Below are 20,973 nucleotides of genomic sequence, written 5' to 3'. Positions count from 1 at the left end.
ACTGCTGGCATGCCCAACACGCTCACCGGCCTGGCCGCCCTCAACGCCCGCGAACCGGCCGGCGCGGAGGAGGAGCTGCTGACCTGCTGCGCCTCCCGCGCCTTCGCCCGGACCGTCGCGGCCGGCCGCCCCTACCGCGACCCGGATGGCCTGCTGGCCGCCGCCGGCACCGCCGTGCACGACCTGGCCTGGCCCGACGTGCTGGAGGCGCTCGCCGCGCACCCGCGGATCGGGGAGCGCCCGGCCGGCGCCGGCCGGGAGTCGGCCTGGTCGCGCCAGGAGCAGTCGGGCGTGGAGGACGGGCTGCGGGAGGCGCTCGCCGAGGGCAACCGCGCCTACGAGGACCGCTTCGGCCACGTCTACCTGATCTGCGCCACCGGGCTGACCGGCGGCCAGATGCTGGACCGGCTCCGCGAGCGCCTCGGCCACGACGAGGAGACCGAGCGCCGCACGGTCCGCGACGAGCTCGCCGCGATCACCGCGCTGCGGCTGGCCAAGCTGCTCGGGGAGGCCCGGTGAGCTTCTCGACCCACGTGCTGAACGCCGTCACCGGCCGCCCCGCCGCCGGTGTGCCCGTACGGCTGGAGCGGGGCGGGCAGGTCGTGGCCGAGGGCCGCACCGACGCGGACGGCCGCCTCAAGGGCTGGAACCCGGAAGCCGGTGTCCACCGTGTCGTCTTCGACACCGGGGCCTACCTCGACGACACCTTCTACCCCGAGGTGGTCGTCACCTTCACCGTGACCGACCCCGACCAGCACTATCACGTGCCGTTGCTGCTCAGCCCGTACGCCTACTCCACCTACCGAGGGAGCTAGATGCCGATCATCCTGGGGCCCAACCGCTACGGCAAGGCGGAGACCAGGCTCGTCCGCGTCGTCAGGGACGGGGCGGTGCACCACCTCAAGGACGTCAACATCAGCTCGTCGCTCTCCGGCGACATGGAGGCCGTCCACCTGACCGGCGACAACACCGCCGTGCTGCCGACCGACACGCAGAAGAACACCGCGTACGCCTTCGCCAGGAAGCACGGCGTGGACCAGATCGAGGACTTCGCGCGCCTGCTGGCCGGGCACTTCGTGGACTCGCAGCCGTCGATCCGGCACGCCCGGGTGGAGATCGACGAGTACGCCTGGGACCGTGTGCCCGTCTCGGGGCACTCGTTCGTGCGCAACGGCGCCGAGGTGCGCACCTGCGTCGTCCACCACGACGGCGACGGCCGCACCAGCGTGGTGTCCGGGCTCAAGGATCTCGTGCTGCTCAACTCGACCGGGTCGGAGTTCCACGGCTTCGCCGTCGACGAGTACACCACCCTCCAGCCGGCCACCGACCGCGTCCTGGCCACCGCCGTGACCGCCCGGTGGCGGCACGCGAGCGACCCGCCCTCCTTCGGTGAGTCCTACGACGAGGTGCGGCGGTGCCTGCTGGAGGCGTTCGCCGGGACGCACAGCCTTTCGCTCCAGCAGACGCTGTACGCCATGGGCAAGCGGGTACTGGACACCTGTGAGGGGGTCTGCGAGGTCCGGCTGACGATGCCCAACAGGCACCACTTCGCGGTCGACCTGTCGCCGTTCGGCCTGGACAACGAGAACGAGGTGTTCTACGCGGCCGACCGCCCCTATGGCCTGATCGAGGGCGGCGTGCTGCGCGAGGACGCTCCCGACGCCGGATTCGCCTGGGAGTAGCGATGGACTTCTTGCGCCCCACGACGTGGCAGGAGGCGCTGGCCGCCAAGGCGGACCAGCCCGAGGCGGTGCCCATCCAGGGCGGCACCGACGTGATGGTCGAGATCAACTTCGACGTGCGCCGGCCCGTGGCGCTGCTGGACCTCGGCACCGTGGCCGAGCTGCGGACCTGGACCATGGAGGACGGCACCTGCCGGGTGGGCGCCGCAGTGCCGTACACCAGGATCATCGAGGAGCTCGGCGAGGCGTTGCCGGGGCTCGCGCAGGCGTCGCGGACGGTGGGCTCGCCGCAGATCCGCAACCGCGGCTCGGTCGGCGGCAACCTCGGCGCCGCCTCGCCCGCGGGCGACAGCCACCCGCCGCTGCTGGCCGCCGGCGCCGTCGTCGAGGTGGAGTCGCGCGACGGGGGCGTCAGGATGATCCCCGCGGACGAGTTCTACCTGGGCGTCAAACGGTCGGCGCTGCGGCCCGACGAGCTGATCCGGGCCTTCCACCTGAAGCCCGCCACCGGCCCCCAGTACTTCTCCAAGGTCGGCACCCGCAACGCCATGGTCATCGCGGTGTGCTCGTTCGCCCTCGCGCTGCACCCGGAGGAGCGGCGGGTCGGCACCGGCCTCGGCTCGGCCGCGCCCACCCCGCGCAGGGCGCTGGAGGCCGAGGACTTCCTGAGCCGGGAGCTCGACTGGGACTCCCGCCTCGACCCCACGCTGCTCGGCAGGTTCGGCGAGCTGTGCGCGCGGGCCGCCTCGCCGATCGACGACGTGCGCGGCACCGCCGCCTACCGCAGGCACGCCATCGCCGTGCTCGCCCGCCGCACGCTCACCTGGGCCTGGAACGACCACCGAGGAAGGAGGGCCGCCTGATGCGCGTCACGTTCACCGTCAACGGCCGCGAGCTGAGCGCCGACGACGTCTGGGAGGGCGAGAGCCTGCTGTACGTGCTCCGCGAGCGCCTCGGGCTCCCCGGCTCGAAGAACGCCTGCGAGCAGGGCGAGTGCGGATCCTGCACGGTCTACCTGGACGGCACGCCTGCCTGGTCGCCGCCGGGCAGGCCGAGGGCCGCCGGGTGCGCACCGTCGAGGGGCTCGCCGAGGGCGACCGGCTCGACCCGGTGCAGGAGGCGTTCGCGGAGTGCGGGGCCGTGCAGTGCGGCTTCTGCACGCCCGGCCTCATCGTGCAGGCGCATGACCTCATCGAACGGGTCGGGCTGCCCTCCGACGCCGACATCCGCGAGGCCCTGGCGGGCAACCTGTGCCGCTGCACGGGCTACGAGAAGATCCTCGACGCGGTACGGCTGGCGGCGGCGCGGAAGGCGGCGGCCAGGTGAACGCGGTGACCGCCGTGCCCGGCGGGGGCGTCCTGATCGAGAACGTGTACGTCGCGCCGGTCGTGGGCCCCGAGATCGAGTCCGGATACATCCGGATCCAGGGTGACCGAATCACCGCCGTCGGCCCGATGACGGACCTGGCAGACCGGACGGACCGGAGGGACCCGACGGGCGCGCTCGGTCAGAAACGGTCGGACCCGTCGGACCCGTCGGACCAGTCGGATCGGGCGGCCCGGCCCGGCGCGGGCGGAGCGGCTGGTCCGGGCGGAGTGGTGCGGATCGACGGCACCGGCTGCCTGGCCACGCCCGGCCTGGTCAACACCCACCACCACCTCTACCAGTGGGCCTCGCAGGGCCTGGCCCAGAACGCGACCCTGTTCGAATGGCTGGTGGCGTCCTACGAGGTGTGGGCCGCCATGGACGCCGAAGTCGTCAGGGACGCCGCGAGCGCGGGCCTCGGCCACCTGGTGTTGTCCGGCTGCACGACCTCCAGCGACCATCACTACCTCTTCCCCAAGGGCCGGGGCGACCTGTTCGCGGCCGGCATCGAGGCCGCCCGCGAGCTGGGCGTCCGCTTCCAGCCGGCGCGCGGCTCGATGGACCGGGGCACGTCGCGGGGCGGGCTGCCGCCCGACGTCGTGGTCGAGCGCCTGGACGAGATCCTCGACGCCACCGCCGAGGCGATCGACGCCTACCACGACCCGTCGTTCTCCTCGAAGCTGCGGGTGGCGGTCGCGCCCTGCTCACCGTTCTCGGTCAGCGCGGGCCTGATGACCAAGGCCGCCGAGCTGGCCAGGGACAAGGGCGTACGCCTGCACACGCACCTGGCCGAGACCATGGACGAGGAGGAGCTCTGCCTGGAGCAGGAGGGGATGCGGCCGGTGGACTACATGGAGAAGCTCGGCTGGCTCGGTCCTGACGTGTGGTTCGCGCACACGGTGCACCTGAGCGACTCCGACATCGACCGGTTCGCCGCCACCGGCACCGGTTCGGCGCACTGCCCGAGCTCCAACGGGCGGCTCGGCGCGGGCATCGCCAGGGTGTCGGAGATGCTGCGCCGCGGCGCGAACGTCGGCCTCGGCGTCGACGGCGCCGCCTCCTCCGAGCTGACCACGCTGTCCGGCGAGATGCGGCAGGCGCTGCTGTTCCAGCGGGCCAGCTACGGTCCCACCGCGCTCAACGCCCGGCAGGCGCTGGAGCTGGCCACGCTCGGCGGGGCGCGCAACCTCGGCCGCCAGGACGAGCTCGGCTCGCTCGAACCGGGCAAGCTGGCCGACATCGCGCTGTGGCGGGTCGACGAGCCGTTCGCGAGCGCGGTGACCGATCCCGTCTGCGCGCTGGTGTTCGCGACGAGGCAGCCGCCCCTGGCCCGCCTGCTGGTCGGCGGCGAGACGCTCGTCGAGGACGACGAGCTGAGGACCGTCGCCCAGGACACCGTCGGACGCGCGGGCGCCCGGGCGCACCGCCGCCTGATGCGCCTGGCGGGGGAGCGGGGGCTCGGCGCCGCGGCGGAGCCCACGTCCGACCGGCCGGAGGCGGCGGAGGCCGGAATGTGATGATGAGTCAGCACCGGCACGCCCTGCCCGTTCGCACCGGGGAGCGCCGGCCCGCTGTCCGCCCAACGCGTGGGAGTACGTAGTGGTTGATCATGTGCTTGTCGCCCCGGACAAGTTCAAGGGGTCGCTGACGGCGGCCGAGGTGGCCGCCAGGGTGTCGGCCGGGCTCGGCGTCCCGGCGATCGAGCTACCGGTCGCCGACGGCGGCGACGGCACCGTGGACGCGGTCGTGGCCTGCGGATTCACCCGGATCACACGCGAGGTGACGGGCCCCACCGGCCTGCCGGTCCAGGCCGACTACGCCTGGCACCCCACCGGCGCCCCCGTCCGCGTCCCGGCCGCCGGCTCCACGGCGCCGGCCCCGCGCGAGGCCCGGCCGACCGCCGTGGTCGAGCTCGCGGAGGCGTCCGGCCTGCGCCGGTTGCCGGGAGACCGGGAGCCGCTCACCGCCACCAGCTACGGCACCGGCGAGCTGATCGCCGACGCCATCGCCCGGGGCGCCCGGCGCATCGTGCTCGGCCTCGGCGGCAGCGCCTGCACCGACGGGGGCGCGGGCATGGTGCGGGCCCTCGGAGCCCGCCTGCTCGACTCCGACGGCGCCGAGCTCCCCCACGGAGGGGCGGCGCTCGCCAGGCTGGACCGCATCGACCTGACGAACTTCGCCGACATCGACGGGATCGAGTTCGTGGTGGCCGGCGACGTGGACAACCCGCTCCTGGGGCCCCACGGCGCGGCGGCCGTCTACGGCCCCCAGAAGGGGGCGACCCCCGGCGACGTCGCGACCCTGGAGGCCGCGCTCGGCAGGCTGGCCGCCGTCGCCACCCGGACCCACGGCCTGGTGGGCGCCGTCGAGCACGACGACCGGCCCCGGCCCATGGGCGTGGCCGGCGCCCCGGGCGCGGGGGCGGCCGGCGGCGTCGGCTTCGCCGCCCTGGCCTTCCTGCGCGCCGACATCCGCCCCGGCATCGAGTACCTCCTCGACCTGCTGGGCTTCGGCGAGCTCGTCCAGGGAGCCCGGCTGGTGATCACCGGCGAGGGATCCCTGGACGAGCAGTCCCTGCGCGGCAAGGCCCCCGTCGGGGTCGCCCAGGCCGCCGCCAAGGCGGGTGTCCCCGTGGTCGCCGTCTGCGGCCGGTGCACCCTGCCCGCCGCCGAGCTCCGGGCGGCGGGCATCGAGGCCGTCTACGCGCTCAGCGACCTGGAGCCCGACCCGGCCCGCAGCATGGCCGAGGCGGGCGAGCTCCTCGAACGGCTCGCCGCCCGGCTGGCCGCCGACCGCCTGTCGACGGAGGCGGTGCGATGACCCGCTACGACCTGGTCGTACGATCCCGGCGGGCCGTGGTGCCCAGGGGAGAACGGGCCGCGGCGGTGGGCGTACGGGATGGGCGGATCGCCGCCCTGCACGAGTACGGCGCGGAGCTGGAGGCGGGCGAGGACATCGACCTGCGCGGTGTCGCCCTGCTCCCCGGGCTGGTCGACACCCACGTGCACGTGAACGAGCCGGGCCGTACCCACTGGGAGGGGTTCGCGTCGGCCACCAGGGCGGCGGCCGCCGGCGGCGTCACCACGATCGTCGACATGCCGCTCAACTCGCTTCCGCCCACCGTGGACGTCGCGGCCCTGGAGGCCAAGCTGCGCGCCGCCGAGGGCCAGTGCCACGTCGACACCGCCTTCTGGGGCGGCGCGGTCCCCGGCAACCTCAAGGACCTCCGGCCGCTGCACGACCGCGGGGTCCGCGGCTTCAAGTGCTTCCTGTCGCCGTCCGGGGTGGAGGAGTTCCCGCCGCTGGACCAGGCGGGGCTGCGGCGGGCGCTGGAGGAGATCGCCGGGTTCGGCGGGCTCATGGTGGTGCACGCCGAGGACCCGGCGCTGCTGGCCGACCCCGGCGGCCCGACCTACCGGGAGTTCCTCGACTCGCGGCCCGGCGCGTCCGAGCGCAGCGCCGTCGAACGGGTGATCCGCCTGGCCGGGCAGACCGGCGCGCGGGTGCACATCCTGCACGTATCCAGCGCCGACTGCCTGGAACCCCTGGAGGCCGCCCAGGCCGCGGGGGTGGCGATCACCGCCGAGACCTGCCCCCACTACCTGACGCTGACCGCCGAGCAGGTGCCCGAGGGCGACACCAGCTTCAAGTGCTGCCCGCCGATCCGCCCGGCGGCCAACCGCGACCGGCTCTGGGACGGCCTGGTGAGGGGCGTGCTGAGCTGCGTCGTGTCCGACCACTCGCCCTCGACCGCCGACCTGAAGGTGCCCGACTTCGCCGCCGCGTGGGGCGGCGTCGCCTCCCTGCAGGTGGGCCTGCCCGCCGTCTGGACCGAGGCGTCCCGGCGGGGCCACGGGCTGGACGACGTGGTCCGCTGGATGTCCGCCAATCCCGCCGCAATAGCCGAAATTTCGGGAAAAGGCGGGATAAAGCCTGGCAATGATGCGGACCTGGTCGCCTTCGACCCCAGGGGCACCACCCCCGTGGACGCCCACCGGCTGCACCACCGCAACCCCGTCACGCCCTACCACGGCCGCACCCTCAAGGGCGCCGTCCTGACCACCTGGCTCCGCGGCAGGCCCGTCGACGGAGAGCCGTACGGAACGCTGCTCCTGGGAGAGCGATAGATGGCCGGCTTCACCGCACTCCCCGACCTGGCCCTGCGCACGCTCGGCGGCTCGGTCGTGGCCGCCAGCGACGAGTCGTTCGCCGAGAAGGAGAGCCTGATCCGCCCCGGGCGGCCCGGCTTCCAGCCGGCCACGTTCGGTGGCAAGGGCCAGATCTACGACGGCTGGGAGACCCGCCGCCGCCGCGAGCCGGGCCACGACTGGGCGATCGTCCGGCTCGGCCTGCCCGGCGTGATCCGCGGCGTGGTGATCGACACCGCCTGGTTCAAGGGCAACTACCCGCCGTACGCCTCCGTGGAGGGCACGGAGGCCGGCGGCCACCCGTCACCCGCCGAGCTCCAGGCCGCCCGCTGGACGGAGCTGGTGCCCAGGTCCGGGCTCAAGGGCGATGCCGAGCACCCCTTCGAGGTGGCTGACGAGCGCCGCTACACGCATGTGCGGCTGAACATGTACCCCGACGGCGGCATCGCCCGGCTGCGCGTGCACGGCGAGGCCCGCCCCGACCTGTCCGTCTACGACGGCCTCGGCCTCGACCTGGCCGCGCTCCAGAACGGCGCCCTGGTCACCGCCTGCTCCGATGAGTTCTACTCCTCGCCGAACAACGCCATCGCCCCCGGCCTGGCCCGCCACCAGGCCGAGGGCTGGGAGACCGCCCGCCGCCGCGACGGCGGCAACGACTGGCTGGTCATCAGGCTGGCCGGGCGGGGCGTCATCCGGCTGGCCGAGATCGACACCACCAACCTGCTGTTCAACGCCCCCGGCGCGGTGTCACTGACCGGGCTCGACGGCGACCGCGAGATCGGGCTGCTGCCCAGGACCCGGCTGCAACCCGACACCCCGCACCGCTTCCGGATCGACCACACCGCCCCGGTCACCCATGTGCGCGTCGACATCCACCCCGACGGCGGCCTGGCCCGGGTGCGGCTGCACGGCCACCTCATGTGAGCCTCGCCCACCCGGCGCGGTCACTGCCAGAGGTAGACCAGAGAGCCCGGCGGCCGCTCGCTGTTGGGGAGCGGCCGCTGGTACTGCACGACACCGCCGTTGCCGAGCCGGCGCACCTTGACCTTGAAGCCGAGCTGCTCCAGCTCGGACTTGGCGTCGCGGACGTTCTTGCCCATCACCTGGGGGACGATCCGGAACTCCTGGTCGTCCCTCGCCTCGTTGTCGCCCCGGAACCAGTCCCAGAAGTCGGTCTGGCAGCGCGCCACGGTGATCATCGCCGGCGAGCCCGGGTCGACCTCCGCGTTGACCTTGGGCGACTGCGCGATGACGGTGCACGGCTCGGCGTCGTCGTCGACCTCGTTGACCTGCACCTGGAAGCCCTGCTGCTGCAGGTAGGCGGCGGCCTGGTCCTTGGGCATGCCGCCCACGTCGGGCATCACCAAGCCCGCGCTCACGTAGACGGCGACCTTCGAGCCCTCCTTGACCTTCTCGCCCACCTGCGGCGAGGTGCGGATCACCTTGTCGCGCTCGACCTGATGGCTGGGCAGTCGCCTGACCGTGCCGACCTCGAGCCCGGCGCTGGCGATGGCGGTGCGGGCGTCGCCCTCGGTCATGCCCGCGACCTTGGGCACCAGCACCCGCTTGGGACCGAGCGAGGGCACCAGCGTGATCGTCGCGCCGCCCTCGACCTCCTGATTGGAGGCCGGGTCGGTGCTCAGCACCAGGCCCTCGGCCATCTTCTCGTCATGCTGGCCCGGCGCCCTCCGCACCTTGAAACCGCGCGCGATGAGGTTGCTCTCGGCCACCGAGATGTTCTTGCCCACCAGGTTGCCGGGCACGGTGACGAGCTTGGTCTGCGAGACGTACCAGCCGGTCAGCGCGATCGCCACCACCATGACGGCGGCCAGCGTGACCAGGAACCAGTTGGGCCGGAACCCGGCTCGCCGGTGGCCGGACGGCGGCTGCTCCGGCGGCACCTCGACGCGCGGCTGGATGAGTGTGTGGGCGGGCGCGGCCTGCGGCATCGAGTGGGCCTGCGAATGGGCCTGCGAGTGCGCCCCCGGCTGCGGCACCGGCGGGTTGGTCAGCCGGGGCAGCATCCGGTGCGCGTCGACGGCCGCCACCAGCATGGCGGTGGCGTCGGCCGGGCGGTCGGCCGGCTCGCGCGCCGTGGCGTGCGCCACCAGCGTGTCGATCAGCGGCGGCACGTCGGGCACCAGCGACGACGGCGCCGGGACCCTGTCGTGAACGTGCCGGTAGGCCACCGACATCGGCGTCTCGCCGTCATAGGGCTGCTGCCCGGTCACCAGCTCGAACAGCATGATGCCCGCCGCGTAGACGTCGCTGCGCACGTCGGCGCCGCCGGTCATCACCTGCTCCGGCGACATGTAGCCGATCGTGCCGATCATCACGCCGGTGCGGGTCTGGTTGGTCGCCTCGATCGCCCGGGCCAGCCCGAAGTCCACGACCTTGATCCGGCCGTCGTCGGTCAGCAGGACGTTCTCGGGCTTCACGTCGCGGTGGACCATCCCGGCCTGATGGGCCGCCCCCAGCGCCGCGAGCACCGGGATCATGATCTCCAGCGCCTCCCGCGCGGGTAACCGGCCCCGGTCGCGCAGGGTGTCGCGGAGTGTCCTGCCCGGGACGTACTCCATCGAGAGGTAGACCACGTCACCGTCGGTGCCCTGGTCGAAGACGTGCACCACATTGGGGTGCGAGAGGCTGGCCACGGACTTGGCCTCGCCGATGAACCGCCGCACGAACGCCGGATCCTCGGCGAGCGAGCGGTGCATGACCTTCAGCGCGACCGTACGGTCCAGCCGGACGTCCAGCGCCAGGTAGACGGTGGCCATGCCGCCCCGCGCGATGCGGGACTCGATCCGATAGCGCCCATCGAGCAGCCGCCCGACCAGGGGGTCCGCAGTCGTCGTGTCCACCCCGCTGAGTTTACGGGCGATTTGCCACCCGTAGGGCCTGACCACCCGAAACCGATGCCGAGACGTGCCCCTCCGTTACCGCCCGTTCACGGGCCCACCGGCGACGACGCCTCCGCGTAGCGGCGGCGCGGGATGCGGCCCGCCTGGCGGGCGAGCCGGCCCGCCTCGACGGCGCCCTTCATCGCCGCCGCCATCAGGTCGGGCCGCTGCGCCCGGGTGACCGCCGTGGCGAGCAGCACGGCGTCGCAGCCGAGCTCCATCGCCAGCGCGGCGTCGCTCGCCGTGCCGATGCCCGCGTCGAGGATCACCGGCACCCCTGCCGCCTCCACGATGAGCTCGATGCTGTGCGGGTTGCGGATGCCCAGGCCCGAGCCGATGGGCGCGCCGAGCGGCATCACCGCCGCGCAGCCCGCCTGCTCCAGCCGCCGCGCCAGCGCGGGATCGTCGCCGATGTACGGCAGCACCGTGAACCCGTCGGCCACCAGCCGCTCCGCCGCGTCGAACGTCTCGATCGGGTCGGGCAGCAGGGTCCGCTCGTCGGCGATGACCTCCAGCTTGACCCAGTCGGTGCCGAGCGCCTCCCGGGCCAGCCGGGCGGTCAGCACCGCGTCGCCCGCGGTGAAGCAGCCCGCCGTGTTGGGCAGCACCTTGATGTCGCGCCGGCGCAGCACGTCGAGCACCGAGCCGCGCGCGGCCGGGTCGAGCCGCCGCATCGCGACCGTCGTCAGGCCCGTGCCGGAGGCGACGAGCGCCTGGTCGAGCACCTCGAGCGAGGGGGCGCCGCCGGTGCCCATGATGAGCCGCGAGGAGAACTTCTCCCCGGCGATGACGAGGTCATCCACCTTGCACCGCCGTCAGCACCTCGACGCGGTCGCTGTCGCTCAGCGCCGTGGTCTCCCACGTGCCGCGCGTCACCACCTCGTCGTTGACGGCCACCGCCACGCCGGTGGTGGCGCTCGTCAGGGTTCGTACGGCCTGCGCGACCGTGGTGCCGTGGGGCACCTCGCGAGCGCTGCCGTTGATCGTCACCTTCATGGTTCCTCCATGTGTGCGGTCGCGGCCCGGCCGGGGGTCACCGGCCGCGGGGCCCCTGTGTCGTCGAATCGCGCCGGCGAGCACAGCCCGGCCAGCTCGGTCTCCTCGCCCAGCAGGATGGCCGCCGTCAGCGGCGCCAGCAGCACCCCGCCCCGGTGGTGACCGGTGGCCAGCACGAGGCCGGGGGTGGCGCTCGGGCCGATGATCGGGACGTTGTCCGGGGTGCCCGGCCGCAGCCCGGCCACCACGTCGGCCACCTCCAGCTCCGTCACCCCCGGCACCAGCTCCCTGGCGTCGCGCAGCAGCTCGTAGAGCCCGCCCGCGGTCACCCGGGTGTCGAACCCGAGCTCCTCCTGGGTGGCGCCGACCACCAGCTCGCCGTCGCCCCGCGGCACCAGGTAGACGGGCGCCCCGTGCACCGTGCCCCGCACGCACCGGCCCAGCAGCGGCTCGGCGGACCGCAGCCGCATGATCTGGCCCTTGACCGGGCGCACCGGGACGTCGGCCAGCCCGGCGCTCCACGCCCCGGCCGCCAGGACGACCCGTTCGGCCCGGATCTCCGGAGGCCCGCCGGGCGGCTCCAGTCGTACGCCCACGACCGTGCCGCCGTCGCGCAGCAGCTCGCCGGCCCGGGCCCGCACCAGCGGCACGCCACGCCGCTCCAGGGCGGCGAGCAGCGCCGCGGTGACGCGGCGCGGATCCACCCAGGCGTCGCCCGGCGCGAGCAGCCCGCCGCGCACCGACGGCGCGAGCATCGGCTCCAGGCGGCGGCACTCGCGCCCGGTCAGCCGCTCGACCGGCAGCGCCAGCTTCTCCATGTACGCGGCGAGCTCGTCCAGCGCGGCCAGGTCGTCGGCCCCGAACGCCACGTCGAGTGTGCCGTCGGCGCGCAGGTCGAGCCCGGCCCGGGCGGCCTCGGCCGGGTCGCCGGCCGGGGCGAGACCGGCGTCGGCGGCCAGCTCGGCGGCGAACGACGGCCACCTGCGCAGCGAGGCCGCGCCCAGCCGGAGCAGCGGCCGCTCGGTGTAGGCGACCTCGCTGACCGGCGCCAGCATGCCCGCCGCGGCGTGTGAGGCTCCCATCGCCGGGGCCGGATCGACCACGGTCACGGCCCGGCCGGCGCGGCTCAGCCGCCAGGCGGCCGACAACCCGACGACGCCGCCACCCACGATCACGTCCATTCGCGCTCCCTTCGCCGGCATGATCCGGATCAGGTGTCTTGCGGTCGAAGGCCCGGTGAAGCCTTCCTCTCAGCCCGGTCACGGCCGGACTCCCGCGCGTCATGCGCCTCCACCCTAAGGCCTCGGTGCGCCGGCCCGGCACCGCCCCCGTTATGGTCATGAACGTGAGGCATGTCGTGGTGGTGGGAGCGGGCCTGGCCGGCGTGCGCAGCGTCGAGGCCCTGCGCGGGCGAGGTTTCGGCGGCGCGATCACGCTCGTCGGTCAGGAGCGGCACCGGCCGTACGACCGGCCGCCGCTGTCCAAGGCGGTGCTGCTCGGCGACGCCGACTCCAGCTTCGTCGACTCCGACCTCGCCGCGCTGGAGGTCGACTTCCGGCCCGGCGTGACGGCCACCTCGCTGCGGCCGGGCGCCGTGGTGACCAGCGAGGGCGAGCTCGGCTACGACGGCCTGGTCATCGCCACCGGGGCCGAGCCTGTCATGCTCCCCGGAGACGGCCCGCAACACGTGCTGCGCACCCTCGACGACGCGCTGGAGCTGCGCGCCCTGCTGGTGCGGGGCGCCCGCGTGGCCGTCATCGGGGCCGGCTGGATCGGCGCCGAGGTGGCCAGCGCCGCGCGCCGGGCCGGATGCGCGGTCACCGTGATCGAAGCGGGTCCCGCCCCGCTCGCGCAGGCCGTCGGCGCCGAGATCGGCGCCCGCACCCTGCACTGGTACGACGGCATCGACCTGCGGCTGAACACCATGGTGGGCTCGGTGGACGAGGGCGGGGTGCGGCTGGCCGGCGGCGAGTTCGTCCGGGCGGACGTGGTCGTCACCGGCATCGGCGTCCGCCCGGCCGTCGAGTGGCTCGCCGACGCCGACATCGACCTGCACAACGGCGTCGTCACCGACGAGCGCCTGCGCACCTCGCTGCCCGGCGTGGTGGCGGTCGGCGACTGCGCCGCCTGGTGGTCGCGCCGCTTCGGCGTCCGGCTCCGGGTCGAGCACTGGGACACCGCGCTCAGCGCCCCCGACGTCGCCGCGGCGACCCTGCTGGGGGAGGAGGCGGTGTACGACCCGGTGCCCTACTTCTGGTCCGAGCAGTTCGGCCACATGCTGCAGTACGCCGGTCACCACCAGGCCGGGACCCGCCTGCTCTACCGGGGCGGACCTGCGGGAAAGTGGTCGGCCTGCTGGCTCACCGCCGACGGCGCCCTGGCCGCGGTGCTCGCCGTCGACCGGCCCCGCGACCTCGTCCAGGGGCGCCGGATCATCGCCGACGGCCGCCGGCTTGACACGGAACGCCTGGTAGATCCCGATGTCTCTCTACGGGATTGTGTTGTTTGAGCAAGCACGGCATGTGGTAGTTGTGGTTTCGTGACGCTTTCTGTTGCACAGATCGACCGGGAGACCGACCAGCTCGTTGACGAGTGGCTCACTCTCCCCCAAGTGGCCGAGCGCCTCGACCTTTCGATCGGCCGGGCCAAACAACTCCTCAAGGACCACAAACTGCTCGGCGTACGCCGGGGAGGAGGCGGGCCGCAGGTGCCCGCGGTGTTCCTCGACGGAAAGGACGTGATGAAGGGCCTGCCAGGCACCCTGACCGTGCTGCGCGACGCCGGCTACGACGACGTCGAGGCACTGCGCTGGCTCTTCACACCCGACGACTCCCTGCCAGGCTCGCCCGTCCAGGCGATCAGGGCCGGTCGCCACACGGAGGTCAAGCGGCGTGCCCAGGCCCTCGGTTTCTGACGCCCGCCTCTACCTCTGCACCGACGGCCGCCGCGACCGCGGTGACCTGGCGGACTTCCTCGACGCCGTGCTCGCGGGCGGCGTGGACATCGTCCAGCTGCGGGAGAAGGGGCTGGAGGCGCGCGAGGAGCTCGCACTGCTCGAGGTCTTCCGCGACGCCTGCGACCGGCACGGCAGGCTGCTGGCGGTCAACGACCGGGCGGACGTCGCCTACGCCGCCCGTTCCGACGTGCTCCACCTGGGGCAGGACGACCTGCCGGTGAGGGTCGCGCGAGAGATACTCGGCGACGACGTCCTCATCGGAAGGTCCACCCACTCCACCGCCGAGGCGTCCGCCGCCGCGGTGGAGGAGGGCGTCGACTACTTCTGCTGCGGCCCGATCTGGCCCACGCCGACCAAGCCCGGACGCCACGCGCCGGGCCCGCCGCTGCTCAGGCACGCGGCCGCGCTCGGCACCGACCGGCCGTGGTTCGGCATCGGCGGCATCGACCTGGCCAACCTCGACGAGGTCATGTCCCACGGCGTCACCCGGGTCGTCGTGGTGCGGGCCATCACCGAGGCCGACGACCCGGGCGCGGCGGCGGCCGAGTTCGCCAAGCGCCTGGCGCCCTGACCGCCGTCGCCGGGCGGCGCGCTCAGGTGCGGCGGGAGGTGGCGGCGACGGCCAGCGCCGCGAGGGCCGCCCGCGCCTCCGCCGTGATCGGCGCCTTGTCCAGGGAGGCGAGCGCCTCGGAGAGGTAGTCGCCGATCAGGTCCTCGCACTCCCGCAGCGCGCCTGTGTCCTCGATGATGCCGCGCAGCGTCGAAACGCCCCGCGCGTCGAGGTCGGGGTCGCCCAGCAGGCGGCGCACCGTCTCCGCCTGCCCGGGGGAGGCGGCGGCCAGGGTGCGGGCGACCAGCATCGTCCGCTTGCCCTCGCGCAGGTCGTCGCCGGCCGGCTTGCCGGTGCGCGCCGGGTCGCCGAACACCCCCAGGACGTCGTCACGCAGCTGGAAGGCGATGCCCACCCGGGTGCCGAACGTCGTGCACAGCTCGTCCATCCAGGCCGCGGGCCCGCCCGCGGCGAGCACCAGGCCGAGCCGGAGCGGCTGCTCGACGGAGTATTTGCCGCTCTTGTAGAGGGCGACCCGCAGGGCCGACTCGAAGGTGTTCTCGCCTCCCGCCTGCTCCAGCAGGTCGAGGTATTGACCGCACATCAGCTCGGTGCGCATGTGGTCGTGGACCGGCTGGGCCGCGGCCAGCGACTCGGGCGGCAGGCCGCTGGTGCGCCACATCTCGCCCGACCAGATCAGCAGCAGGTTGCCCAGCAGGATCGCCGCGCCCTCGCCGAACTGCTCCGCCGAGCCGTGCCAGCCGGACTTCTCGTGCATCGACCCGAAGCGGCGGTGGGCGGACGGCATGCCCCTGCGCAGGTCGCTCTTGTCCATCACGTCGTCGTGCACCAGCGCGCTGGCCTGCAACAGCTCCAGCGACGCCGCCGCGGTGAAGATCTCGGGCAGCTCGGCGCCGCCCGCGCCCCGCCAGCCCCAGTAGCAGAACGCGGGACGCAGCCGCTTGCCCCCCGACAGCAGCTCCTCGGCGGCCAGTCGCAGGGGCTCGAACTCAGGGGCGCCGGTGGCGGGAATCCGCCGTCCGACGAATTCGCGCAGGGAACGGTCTACCTGCTCGCGCAGGACGTCCATGCTCGCGACCTCGGTGCTCATGCCCTTGAGACTAGTGGCCGGGCGGCTCGGCACGGATCTCCAGGGACAGGTATGACCGCCCGTCCCAGGGTTGTCACGGTAACCTGAGCCCATGGCACTTGGCCGACCGTCCGTCCTGCCCGACCGGGTTCCCACCGTCCGCGAGCTGCTCGCCGCCGGTGGCAGGTCGTTCTCGTTCGAGTTCTTCCCCCCGAAGACCGACGAGGGCGAGCGTCAGCTGTGGCGCGCGATCCGGGAGCTCGAGTCGCTCCGGCCGACGTTCGTCTCCGTGACCTACGGCGCCGGCGGCTCCAACCGCGACCGCACGGTCGACATCGTGGAGCGGCTCGCCCACTCCACCACGCTGACCCCTGTGGCCCACTTCACCGCGGTCAACCACTCGATCCGGGAGCTGCGCCACCTGGTGGGCCGGTTCGCCGACGCCGGGGTCCGCAACATCCTGGCGGTGCGCGGCGACCCGCCCGGCGACCCCACGGGCGAGTGGGTGCGCCACCCCGAGGGCGTGCTCTACGCCGAGGACCTGGTGCGGCTGATCCGGCAGTCGGGCGACTTCTGCGTGGGGGTGGCGGCGTTCCCGTTCAAGCACCCGCGTTCGCCGTCGATCGAGTCCGACACCGAATACTTCGTCCGCAAGTGCGGGGCCGGGGCCGACTACGCGATCACGCAGATGTTCTTCCAGGCCGACGACTACCTGCGGCTGCGCGACCGGGTGGCGGCCCAGGGGTGTGACACGCCGATCATCCCGTGCATCATGCCGGTGACGCAGATGAGCACGATCGCGCGGTCGGAGCAGTTGTCAGGGGCGCCGTTCCCGGCCGACGTGGCGGCCCGCTTCGAGGCCGTGGCCGACGACCCGGCCGCCGTGCGCCGCCTCGGCATCGACCACGGGGCCGAGCTGTGCCAGCGGCTGCTCGACGAGGGCGCGCCGGGCATCCACTTCATCACGTTCAACCGGTCGAGCGCGTCTCGTGAGGTCTTCCGGCGGCTCTCGCCCGCCGAGGCGCTGTCGGCCTGACGGCCCGGCGAGGTGAAGCGCCCGCTCCCGTGACCGGGGGCGGGCGCTTCGACTCGGGTGGGCGGGTTTCGAAAGGGGGGCCGCCACCCGCCCGCAGGGGGACCGGGCGGGTGGCGGTAGGGGGTGGGTAGACGCAGGGTAAAGCGTCCATTACCTTGCGTAGCTGATATTGCCCGGAGTAATGGCGGCCAAACTCCCGGGTCAAGGCTTTACCAGCGGCGACGTCAGCGGAGGGGGAGAGGGGCGCCCGCGATCGCGTACTCTTCGTGACCGCCCGGGAAGACGAACCCGGTCAGCAGGTCGACGAATCCCATGCTCCTGTAGAGGTGACGGGCCATGGTGGGCCGGTCGTGGGTGGAGAGCACGGCCGAGCGCTCCCTGCGGCCCGCGCAGAGGGTCGTGACCATCGCCCGGCCGATGCCCTTGCCCTGGTAGTCGGGGTGGACGTGGATCTCGGCCAGCTCGAACGCGTTGCCCAGCCAGGCGTCGGCCACCTCGGGGCCGGCCCGCTGCTCCAGCTCCCGGAACACCACGTCGTGCCACCACTGTCCGGGTGCGCCGCGGAATCCGTACGCGAACCCGACGGTGAGCACGGGGGGGCCGCCTCCTGTCGTGCGGCCCCGGAAGGCTCCTCGAGGGCTTTCCGGGGCGCTTGCGGAGATCTCGTAGTCTGGCGCTCGCAATTCTGCGAAATAACACTGAAAATACGGATATGTCCCGTGGTTTCGCATGATGGTGGCGCGGCCGGAGATCTGGTCCGCGGGCGGGCGCATGGCGGCGGTGTAGATGTCGATCACCGTGTCCAGCCGTTCGCCGAACTCGTCGGGCCCTGCGCCGCGAAACTCGATCACGCGTCGCACACTACTCGACCTCGACGGGGCTCCCGCCGGTGATGCGCAGGAGCTCGTCGAACGTGGTGGGGAAGACCGTCAGCGGATGTCCGCCCGCGGCCCACACCACCTCGTGCTTGGTCAGCCAGTTGTCCACCAGGGTCCGCACGGGCGCCGGATGGCCGACGGGGGCCACGCCGCCGATCGGCTGGCCCGTCGCCTCGCGGACGAACTCGGGGGTCGCCCGCCGTACGCGCTGGACGCCGGCGGTGCGGGCGATCAGCTCGACGTCGACGCGGTGCGCGCCGCTCGTCAACACGAGCAGCGGCGCGCCGTCGGCCTCGAAGATGAGGCTGTTGGCGATCGCCCCGATCTCGCAACCGAGCTGGGCCGCGGCGGTGGCGGCGGTGGGCGCCTTCTCGGGCAGCACCACGATCTCGCCCATCGCCCCGCGCTCCCGGAGGGCGGACTGGACCAGAACGCTGTTGGCAGGCAACTTCTCAGACATGCGGACACTCTAAAGCGAGTGACGACGGCATTACCGCCTCATGGCGGTGGTGTAGTGTCCTTTGCTTTGAATAGTACGGAATGAGAGGTGGTACTGGTGGTGGCACGACGCCTGCCCGGAATGGCTGCTCTCGTAACGGCGAGCACCCTCGTCCTGGCGGGACTCGGCGCGCACGGCGCGCACGCCCGGCCGCTCGCCGCCTCCGTCACGACTCCCGCCGCCACCGCGCCCATCACGGCGCCCATCACGGCGCCCATCACGGCGCCCATCACGGCGCCCATCACCGCGCCCATCACCGCGCCCATCACGGTGCCGGTGACCACGCCCGTCGCCGAGCCCGTCACCGCGCCCGGCAAGAGGCTGAGGCTCGGCGCCAAGGGCGAGGCGGTCGTCTGGCTGCAGAAGCGCCTCGCCGGGCTGGGCTACCGCCCGGGCAGGGCTGACGGGCGCTACGGCGGCACCACCCTGGCGGCCGTCTGGGCGTTCCAGAAGGTCAACGGCATCACGCCGAGCAGCACCGTGGGCAAGCGCACGTGGGCCGCGCTGGAGCGGCCCAAGGCCCCGAAGGTGCTGGTCGCGAACGGCCGGCCGACCCGCGCCGAGGTCAACCTGTCCAAGCAGATCATGGTCCTGTACGTGGACGGCCGGCCCCGGCTGATCACCCACATCTCCTCGGGCAGCGGCGTCCCCTACTGCGAGACCGCCGTCTGGCAGGGCAAGAGCCAGCGCTTCTGCGGCTCGGCCCGCACCCCCACGGGCGACTACCGGACGACCTGGCGCGCCTCGGGATGGCACAAGTCCTACCTGGGCCGGCTCTACAACCCGATCTTCTTCAACGGCGGCATCGCCTTCCACGGGGCGCTCTCGGTGCCGCTCTATCCGGCTTCGCATGGCTGTGTCCGGATGCCGATGAACGTGGCCGAGGTGCTGCCCGGGATGCTCGGCAAGGGCGTGCCGGTGCACGTGCGGGGCGCCTTCCGCAGGGGGTAGCTAGCGGGCGGCGGGCCGGCCGAGGGAGGCGAGGCCGCGGACGGTGATCTCGGCGGCCTGCAGAGCAGCCTCGGCGGCCTGCTCCAAGGAGCCGTCGCGGTTGAGGCTGGCCACGACGGCCAGCTTCGTGGCGCCCGCCAGCGCGCCCACCGCCGCGGCGGCCTCCACCGGGCCGAGCTCGCCCGGATAGGCCTCGCGCAGCGCCCGCGTGAGCCGCAGCTGGTTGTCGAACAGCAGGTGCAGGGCGCGGGCCTGCAGCGCGGGGACGGTCATGACGAGCCGCATCCGCAGCCGTACGTCCTCCGGCCGGAAGTCCTGGTCCTCGACCGTCCAGGCGAGACCGGCGCGCACGATCCGCATGAGCAGCTCCGGCGGCGCCTCGTCCGGTCGCCTGGTCGCCACCAGGGCGAGCGTGGTTTCGATGCGGGCGGCCGCGTCGAAGAAGAGCACGTCCTCCTTGCTGGCGAAGTAGCTGAAGAACGTGCGGGTCGACACGTCGGCCGCGGCGGCGATCTCCGCCAGGGTGGTCTCCTCGTAACCCTTCTCGTCGAACAGCCGGAGCGCGGCCTGGATGAGCGCCCGGCGCGTGCGCTGCTTCTTGCGCTCCCGAATTCCCACCATGTCGTGAACTGTACTGCACTAAATAATGATTTACATTCATTGAAATTTTGCAGTGGATGTTGTCTTGTGGATGGTGACCCGAAGGGAGTCATCAGATGACCGACGTGACCCTGACCACCGCTCGCCAGCGCCCGTTCGATCCGCCGGATGAGCTCACGGACCTGCGAAAACAGGGTCCGATCCACCGCATGGCCTACGCCGACGGCCACCGGGGCTGGCTGGTGACCGGCTACGCCGCCGCCCGCGCGGTGCTCGCCGACCCGCGCTTCAGCAACCGGCCCGAGCTCATGCACCCGCCGATCCCGGCCCGGATGGAGCTCAACAAGGAGATACGCGAGCACGAGTTCCGGGTCCCGCCGGGGTTTTTCCTGCGCATGGACGCGCCCGAGCACACGCGCTACCGCAAGCTGCTGACCGGCCAGTTCACCGTGCGCAGGATGAAGCTGCTGGAGTCCAGGGTCGAGGAGATCGCCGGGGCGTGCCTGGACCGGATGGAGGCCGCGGGCAGGCCGGCCGATCTGGTCGAGCACTTCGCGCTGCCCATCCCGTCGCTGGTGATCTGCGAGCTGCTCGGGGTGCCGTACGACGACCGCGGGCAGTTCCAGGCGGACTCCAAGGTGCTCTTCGGGCTCGACAGCAAGGCCGAGGACGTCATCGGCGCGATGACCAGGATCTCCGCCTACCTCGACGGCCTGATCCGGCGCAAGCGCGCCGAGCCGGCCGACGACCTGCTCAGCGGGCTCGTCACGGGCGGCGAGCTGAACGACGAGGAGCTCACCGGCGTCGCGTTCCTGCTGCTGGTGGCGGGCCACGAGACCACCGCCAACATGCTGGGCCTCGGCACCTACGCGCTGCTCGCCAACCCGGGCCAGCTCGCGGCCATGCGCGACGATCCCGAGCTGGTCGACAACGGCGTCGAGGAGTTGCTGCGCTACCTCACGATCATCCACCTCGGCCCGGTCAGGGCCGCCCTGGAGGACGTCGAGATCGAGGGCGTCCTGATCAGGGAGGGCGAGGCGGTCACGCTCAGCCTGCCCGTGGCCAACCGTGACCCGTCGCGCTTCCCCGGCGCCGACCGGCTCGACGTCACCCGGCCGGCCGCCGGGCACCTGACGTTCGGCCACGGCATCCACCAGTGCCTCGGCCAGCAGCTGGCCCGGACCGAGATGCGCATCGGCTACCCGGCGCTGTTGCGCCGCTTCCCCGATCTACGCTTGGCCGTATCACCGGAGGAGGTGCCGATGCGCTCCGACATGAGCATCTACGGCGTGCACCGCCTCCCCGTCACCTGGTAGGTCGTC

Annotated in this window: 22 protein-coding genes, 1 pseudogene and 1 riboswitch; of the genes and pseudogenes, 15 read left to right on the top strand and 8 right to left on the bottom strand. The window is 73.1% G+C overall.

Features of this window, described 5'->3' with window-relative positions:
• Positions 1-9 precede the first annotated feature (9 nt).
• The 9 genes and pseudogenes from uraD (at position 10) to alc (ending at position 8,119) form a co-directional block, all read left to right on the top strand.
• The gene (gene uraD, locus AB0C16_RS24400) at positions 10-519 is read left to right on the top strand and encodes a 2-oxo-4-hydroxy-4-carboxy-5-ureidoimidazoline decarboxylase (RefSeq protein ID WP_357686208.1); all 510 of its coding nucleotides are present in this window, start codon (positions 10-12) and stop codon (positions 517-519) included.
• Positions 516-815 carry a hydroxyisourate hydrolase gene (gene uraH, locus AB0C16_RS24395; protein ID WP_357686207.1) on the top strand — a complete coding sequence of 100 codons (300 nt, stop codon included), beginning with the start codon at positions 516-518 and terminating at the stop codon, positions 813-815. The genes uraD and uraH overlap by 4 nt, the downstream gene beginning before the upstream one ends.
• Complete coding sequence (pucL, locus tag AB0C16_RS24390) at positions 816-1,682, top strand: factor-independent urate hydroxylase (RefSeq protein ID WP_357686206.1); 867 nt, start codon at positions 816-818, stop codon at positions 1,680-1,682. It abuts the gene before it with no gap.
• A gap of 2 nt (positions 1,683-1,684) precedes the next feature.
• Positions 1,685-2,545, top strand: coding sequence for an FAD binding domain-containing protein (locus tag AB0C16_RS24385; RefSeq protein WP_357686205.1), 861 nt, complete (start codon positions 1,685-1,687; stop codon positions 2,543-2,545).
• Positions 2,545-3,008, top strand: a pseudogene (locus tag AB0C16_RS24380) ((2Fe-2S)-binding protein). Before AB0C16_RS24385 ends, AB0C16_RS24380 begins: the two are co-directional and overlap by 1 nt.
• Complete coding sequence (locus AB0C16_RS24375) at positions 3,005-4,564, top strand: 8-oxoguanine deaminase (protein WP_357686204.1); 1,560 nt, start codon at positions 3,005-3,007, stop codon at positions 4,562-4,564. Before AB0C16_RS24380 ends, AB0C16_RS24375 begins: the two are co-directional and overlap by 4 nt.
• Positions 4,565-4,646: 82 nt before the next feature.
• Positions 4,647-5,867 carry a glycerate kinase gene (locus AB0C16_RS24370; RefSeq protein WP_357686203.1) on the top strand — a complete coding sequence of 407 codons (1,221 nt, stop codon included), beginning with the start codon at positions 4,647-4,649 and terminating at the stop codon, positions 5,865-5,867.
• Positions 5,864-7,174, top strand: coding sequence for an allantoinase AllB (gene allB / locus AB0C16_RS24365; protein WP_357686202.1), 1,311 nt, complete (start codon positions 5,864-5,866; stop codon positions 7,172-7,174). Before AB0C16_RS24370 ends, allB begins: the two co-directional genes overlap by 4 nt.
• Positions 7,175-8,119: an allantoicase gene (gene alc, locus AB0C16_RS24360; protein ID WP_357686201.1), complete on the top strand. Its 945-nt coding sequence runs from the start codon at positions 7,175-7,177 to the stop codon at positions 8,117-8,119.
• Between the two features lie 20 nt (positions 8,120-8,139).
• Here the strand turns inward: alc and pknB are convergent, their stop codons facing one another.
• The 4 genes from pknB to thiO all read right to left on the bottom strand — a co-directional run bounded on the left by pknB (position 8,140) and on the right by thiO (position 12,272).
• Positions 8,140-10,056 (bottom strand): Stk1 family PASTA domain-containing Ser/Thr kinase, encoded by a 1,917-nt coding sequence (pknB, locus tag AB0C16_RS24355; protein ID WP_357686200.1) that lies wholly within the window; start codon positions 10,054-10,056, stop codon positions 8,140-8,142.
• An 86-nt stretch (positions 10,057-10,142) separates the two neighbouring features.
• Positions 10,143-10,850 carry a thiazole synthase gene (locus AB0C16_RS24350; protein ID WP_357686387.1) on the bottom strand — a complete coding sequence of 236 codons (708 nt, stop codon included), beginning with the start codon at positions 10,848-10,850 and terminating at the stop codon, positions 10,143-10,145.
• Positions 10,851-10,890: 40 nt separating this feature from the next.
• Positions 10,891-11,091 carry a sulfur carrier protein ThiS gene (gene thiS, locus AB0C16_RS24345; protein ID WP_357686199.1) on the bottom strand — a complete coding sequence of 67 codons (201 nt, stop codon included), beginning with the start codon at positions 11,089-11,091 and terminating at the stop codon, positions 10,891-10,893.
• Positions 11,088-12,272, bottom strand: a complete 1,185-nt coding sequence (gene thiO, locus AB0C16_RS24340; protein ID WP_357686198.1) for a glycine oxidase ThiO — start codon at positions 12,270-12,272, stop codon at positions 11,088-11,090. Before thiO ends, thiS begins: the two co-directional genes overlap by 4 nt.
• Positions 12,262-12,378, bottom strand: a riboswitch (TPP riboswitch). Its footprint overlaps the gene before it by 11 nt.
• A gap of 52 nt (positions 12,379-12,430) precedes the next feature.
• Here thiO and AB0C16_RS24335 point away from each other — a divergent pair.
• The 3 genes from AB0C16_RS24335 to thiE are packed head-to-tail and all read left to right on the top strand — an operon-like array spanning position 12,431 to position 14,618.
• The gene (locus AB0C16_RS24335; protein WP_357686197.1) at positions 12,431-13,600 is read left to right on the top strand and encodes an FAD-dependent oxidoreductase; all 1,170 of its coding nucleotides are present in this window, start codon (positions 12,431-12,433) and stop codon (positions 13,598-13,600) included.
• A gap of 30 nt (positions 13,601-13,630) precedes the next feature.
• A complete protein-coding gene (locus tag AB0C16_RS24330; RefSeq protein ID WP_357686196.1) occupies positions 13,631-14,005 on the top strand; it encodes an Rv2175c family DNA-binding protein in 375 nt (124 codons plus the stop codon).
• Complete coding sequence (gene thiE / locus AB0C16_RS24325; RefSeq protein ID WP_357686195.1) at positions 13,983-14,618, top strand: thiamine phosphate synthase; 636 nt, start codon at positions 13,983-13,985, stop codon at positions 14,616-14,618. Before AB0C16_RS24330 ends, thiE begins: the two co-directional genes overlap by 23 nt.
• Before the next feature lie 22 nt (positions 14,619-14,640).
• Here thiE and AB0C16_RS24320 read toward each other — a convergent pair whose 3' ends face one another.
• Positions 14,641-15,708 (bottom strand): polyprenyl synthetase family protein, encoded by a 1,068-nt coding sequence (locus tag AB0C16_RS24320; RefSeq protein ID WP_357686194.1) that lies wholly within the window; start codon positions 15,706-15,708, stop codon positions 14,641-14,643.
• Positions 15,709-15,799: 91 nt separating this feature from the next.
• Here AB0C16_RS24320 and metF point away from each other — a divergent pair, with 91 nt between their 5' ends.
• Positions 15,800-16,723, top strand: a complete 924-nt coding sequence (gene metF, locus AB0C16_RS24315; protein ID WP_357686193.1) for a methylenetetrahydrofolate reductase [NAD(P)H] — start codon at positions 15,800-15,802, stop codon at positions 16,721-16,723.
• A 224-nt stretch (positions 16,724-16,947) separates the two neighbouring features.
• Here metF and AB0C16_RS24310 read toward each other — a convergent pair whose 3' ends face one another.
• Positions 16,948-17,574, bottom strand: a complete 627-nt coding sequence (locus tag AB0C16_RS24310; RefSeq protein WP_357686192.1) for a GNAT family N-acetyltransferase — start codon at positions 17,572-17,574, stop codon at positions 16,948-16,950.
• Positions 17,575-17,584: 10 nt separating this feature from the next.
• Entirely contained in the window at positions 17,585-18,061 is a 477-nt protein-coding gene (locus AB0C16_RS24305) for a YbaK/EbsC family protein (RefSeq protein ID WP_357686191.1), read from the bottom strand.
• A gap of 120 nt (positions 18,062-18,181) precedes the next feature.
• Here AB0C16_RS24305 and AB0C16_RS24300 point away from each other — a divergent pair, with 120 nt between their 5' ends.
• The gene (locus AB0C16_RS24300) at positions 18,182-19,051 is read left to right on the top strand and encodes a peptidoglycan-binding protein (RefSeq protein WP_357686190.1); all 870 of its coding nucleotides are present in this window, start codon (positions 18,182-18,184) and stop codon (positions 19,049-19,051) included.
• Here AB0C16_RS24300 and AB0C16_RS24295 read toward each other — a convergent pair whose 3' ends face one another.
• On the bottom strand, positions 19,052-19,672 hold the full coding sequence (locus AB0C16_RS24295) for a helix-turn-helix domain-containing protein (RefSeq protein ID WP_357686189.1): 621 nt from the start codon (positions 19,670-19,672) through the stop codon (positions 19,052-19,054).
• A 95-nt stretch (positions 19,673-19,767) separates the two neighbouring features.
• On the opposite strand from AB0C16_RS24295, the gene AB0C16_RS24290 reads away from it, so the two are divergent.
• On the top strand, positions 19,768-20,967 hold the full coding sequence (locus AB0C16_RS24290) for a cytochrome P450 (RefSeq protein WP_357686188.1): 1,200 nt from the start codon (positions 19,768-19,770) through the stop codon (positions 20,965-20,967).
• The last annotated feature ends 6 nt before the right edge of the window (positions 20,968-20,973 follow it).

This window comes from Nonomuraea sp. NPDC048916 (genome assembly GCF_040649575.1).
Taxonomy (GTDB): domain Bacteria; phylum Actinomycetota; class Actinomycetes; order Streptosporangiales; family Streptosporangiaceae; genus Nonomuraea.
This window is presented reverse-complemented; position numbering and strand designations above follow the sequence as displayed.

Coding starts and splice junctions, on each gene's coding strand:
- AB0C16_RS24305 (WP_357686191.1), bottom strand. CDS start 18,061: ATGTCTGAGAAGTTGCCTGCCAACAGCGTTCTGGTCCAGTCCGCCCTC.
- thiO (WP_357686198.1), bottom strand. CDS start 12,272: ATGGACGTGATCGTGGGTGGCGGCGTCGTCGGGTTGTCGGCCGCCTGG.
- thiS (WP_357686199.1), bottom strand. CDS start 11,091: ATGAAGGTGACGATCAACGGCAGCGCTCGCGAGGTGCCCCACGGCACC.
- AB0C16_RS24290 (WP_357686188.1), top strand. CDS start 19,768: ATGACCGACGTGACCCTGACCACCGCTCGCCAGCGCCCGTTCGATCCG.
- alc (WP_357686201.1), top strand. CDS start 7,175: ATGGCCGGCTTCACCGCACTCCCCGACCTGGCCCTGCGCACGCTCGGC.
- allB (WP_357686202.1), top strand. CDS start 5,864: ATGACCCGCTACGACCTGGTCGTACGATCCCGGCGGGCCGTGGTGCCC.
- AB0C16_RS24385 (WP_357686205.1), top strand. CDS start 1,685: ATGGACTTCTTGCGCCCCACGACGTGGCAGGAGGCGCTGGCCGCCAAG.
- metF (WP_357686193.1), top strand. CDS start 15,800: ATGGCACTTGGCCGACCGTCCGTCCTGCCCGACCGGGTTCCCACCGTC.
- uraD (WP_357686208.1), top strand. CDS start 10: ATGCCCAACACGCTCACCGGCCTGGCCGCCCTCAACGCCCGCGAACCG.
- AB0C16_RS24350 (WP_357686387.1), bottom strand. CDS start 10,850: ATGGGCACCGGCGGCGCCCCCTCGCTCGAGGTGCTCGACCAGGCGCTC.
- pucL (WP_357686206.1), top strand. CDS start 816: ATGCCGATCATCCTGGGGCCCAACCGCTACGGCAAGGCGGAGACCAGG.
- AB0C16_RS24295 (WP_357686189.1), bottom strand. CDS start 19,672: ATGGTGGGAATTCGGGAGCGCAAGAAGCAGCGCACGCGCCGGGCGCTC.
- AB0C16_RS24300 (WP_357686190.1), top strand. CDS start 18,182: ATGGCTGCTCTCGTAACGGCGAGCACCCTCGTCCTGGCGGGACTCGGC.
- AB0C16_RS24335 (WP_357686197.1), top strand. CDS start 12,431: ATGAACGTGAGGCATGTCGTGGTGGTGGGAGCGGGCCTGGCCGGCGTG.
- AB0C16_RS24320 (WP_357686194.1), bottom strand. CDS start 15,708: ATGAGCACCGAGGTCGCGAGCATGGACGTCCTGCGCGAGCAGGTAGAC.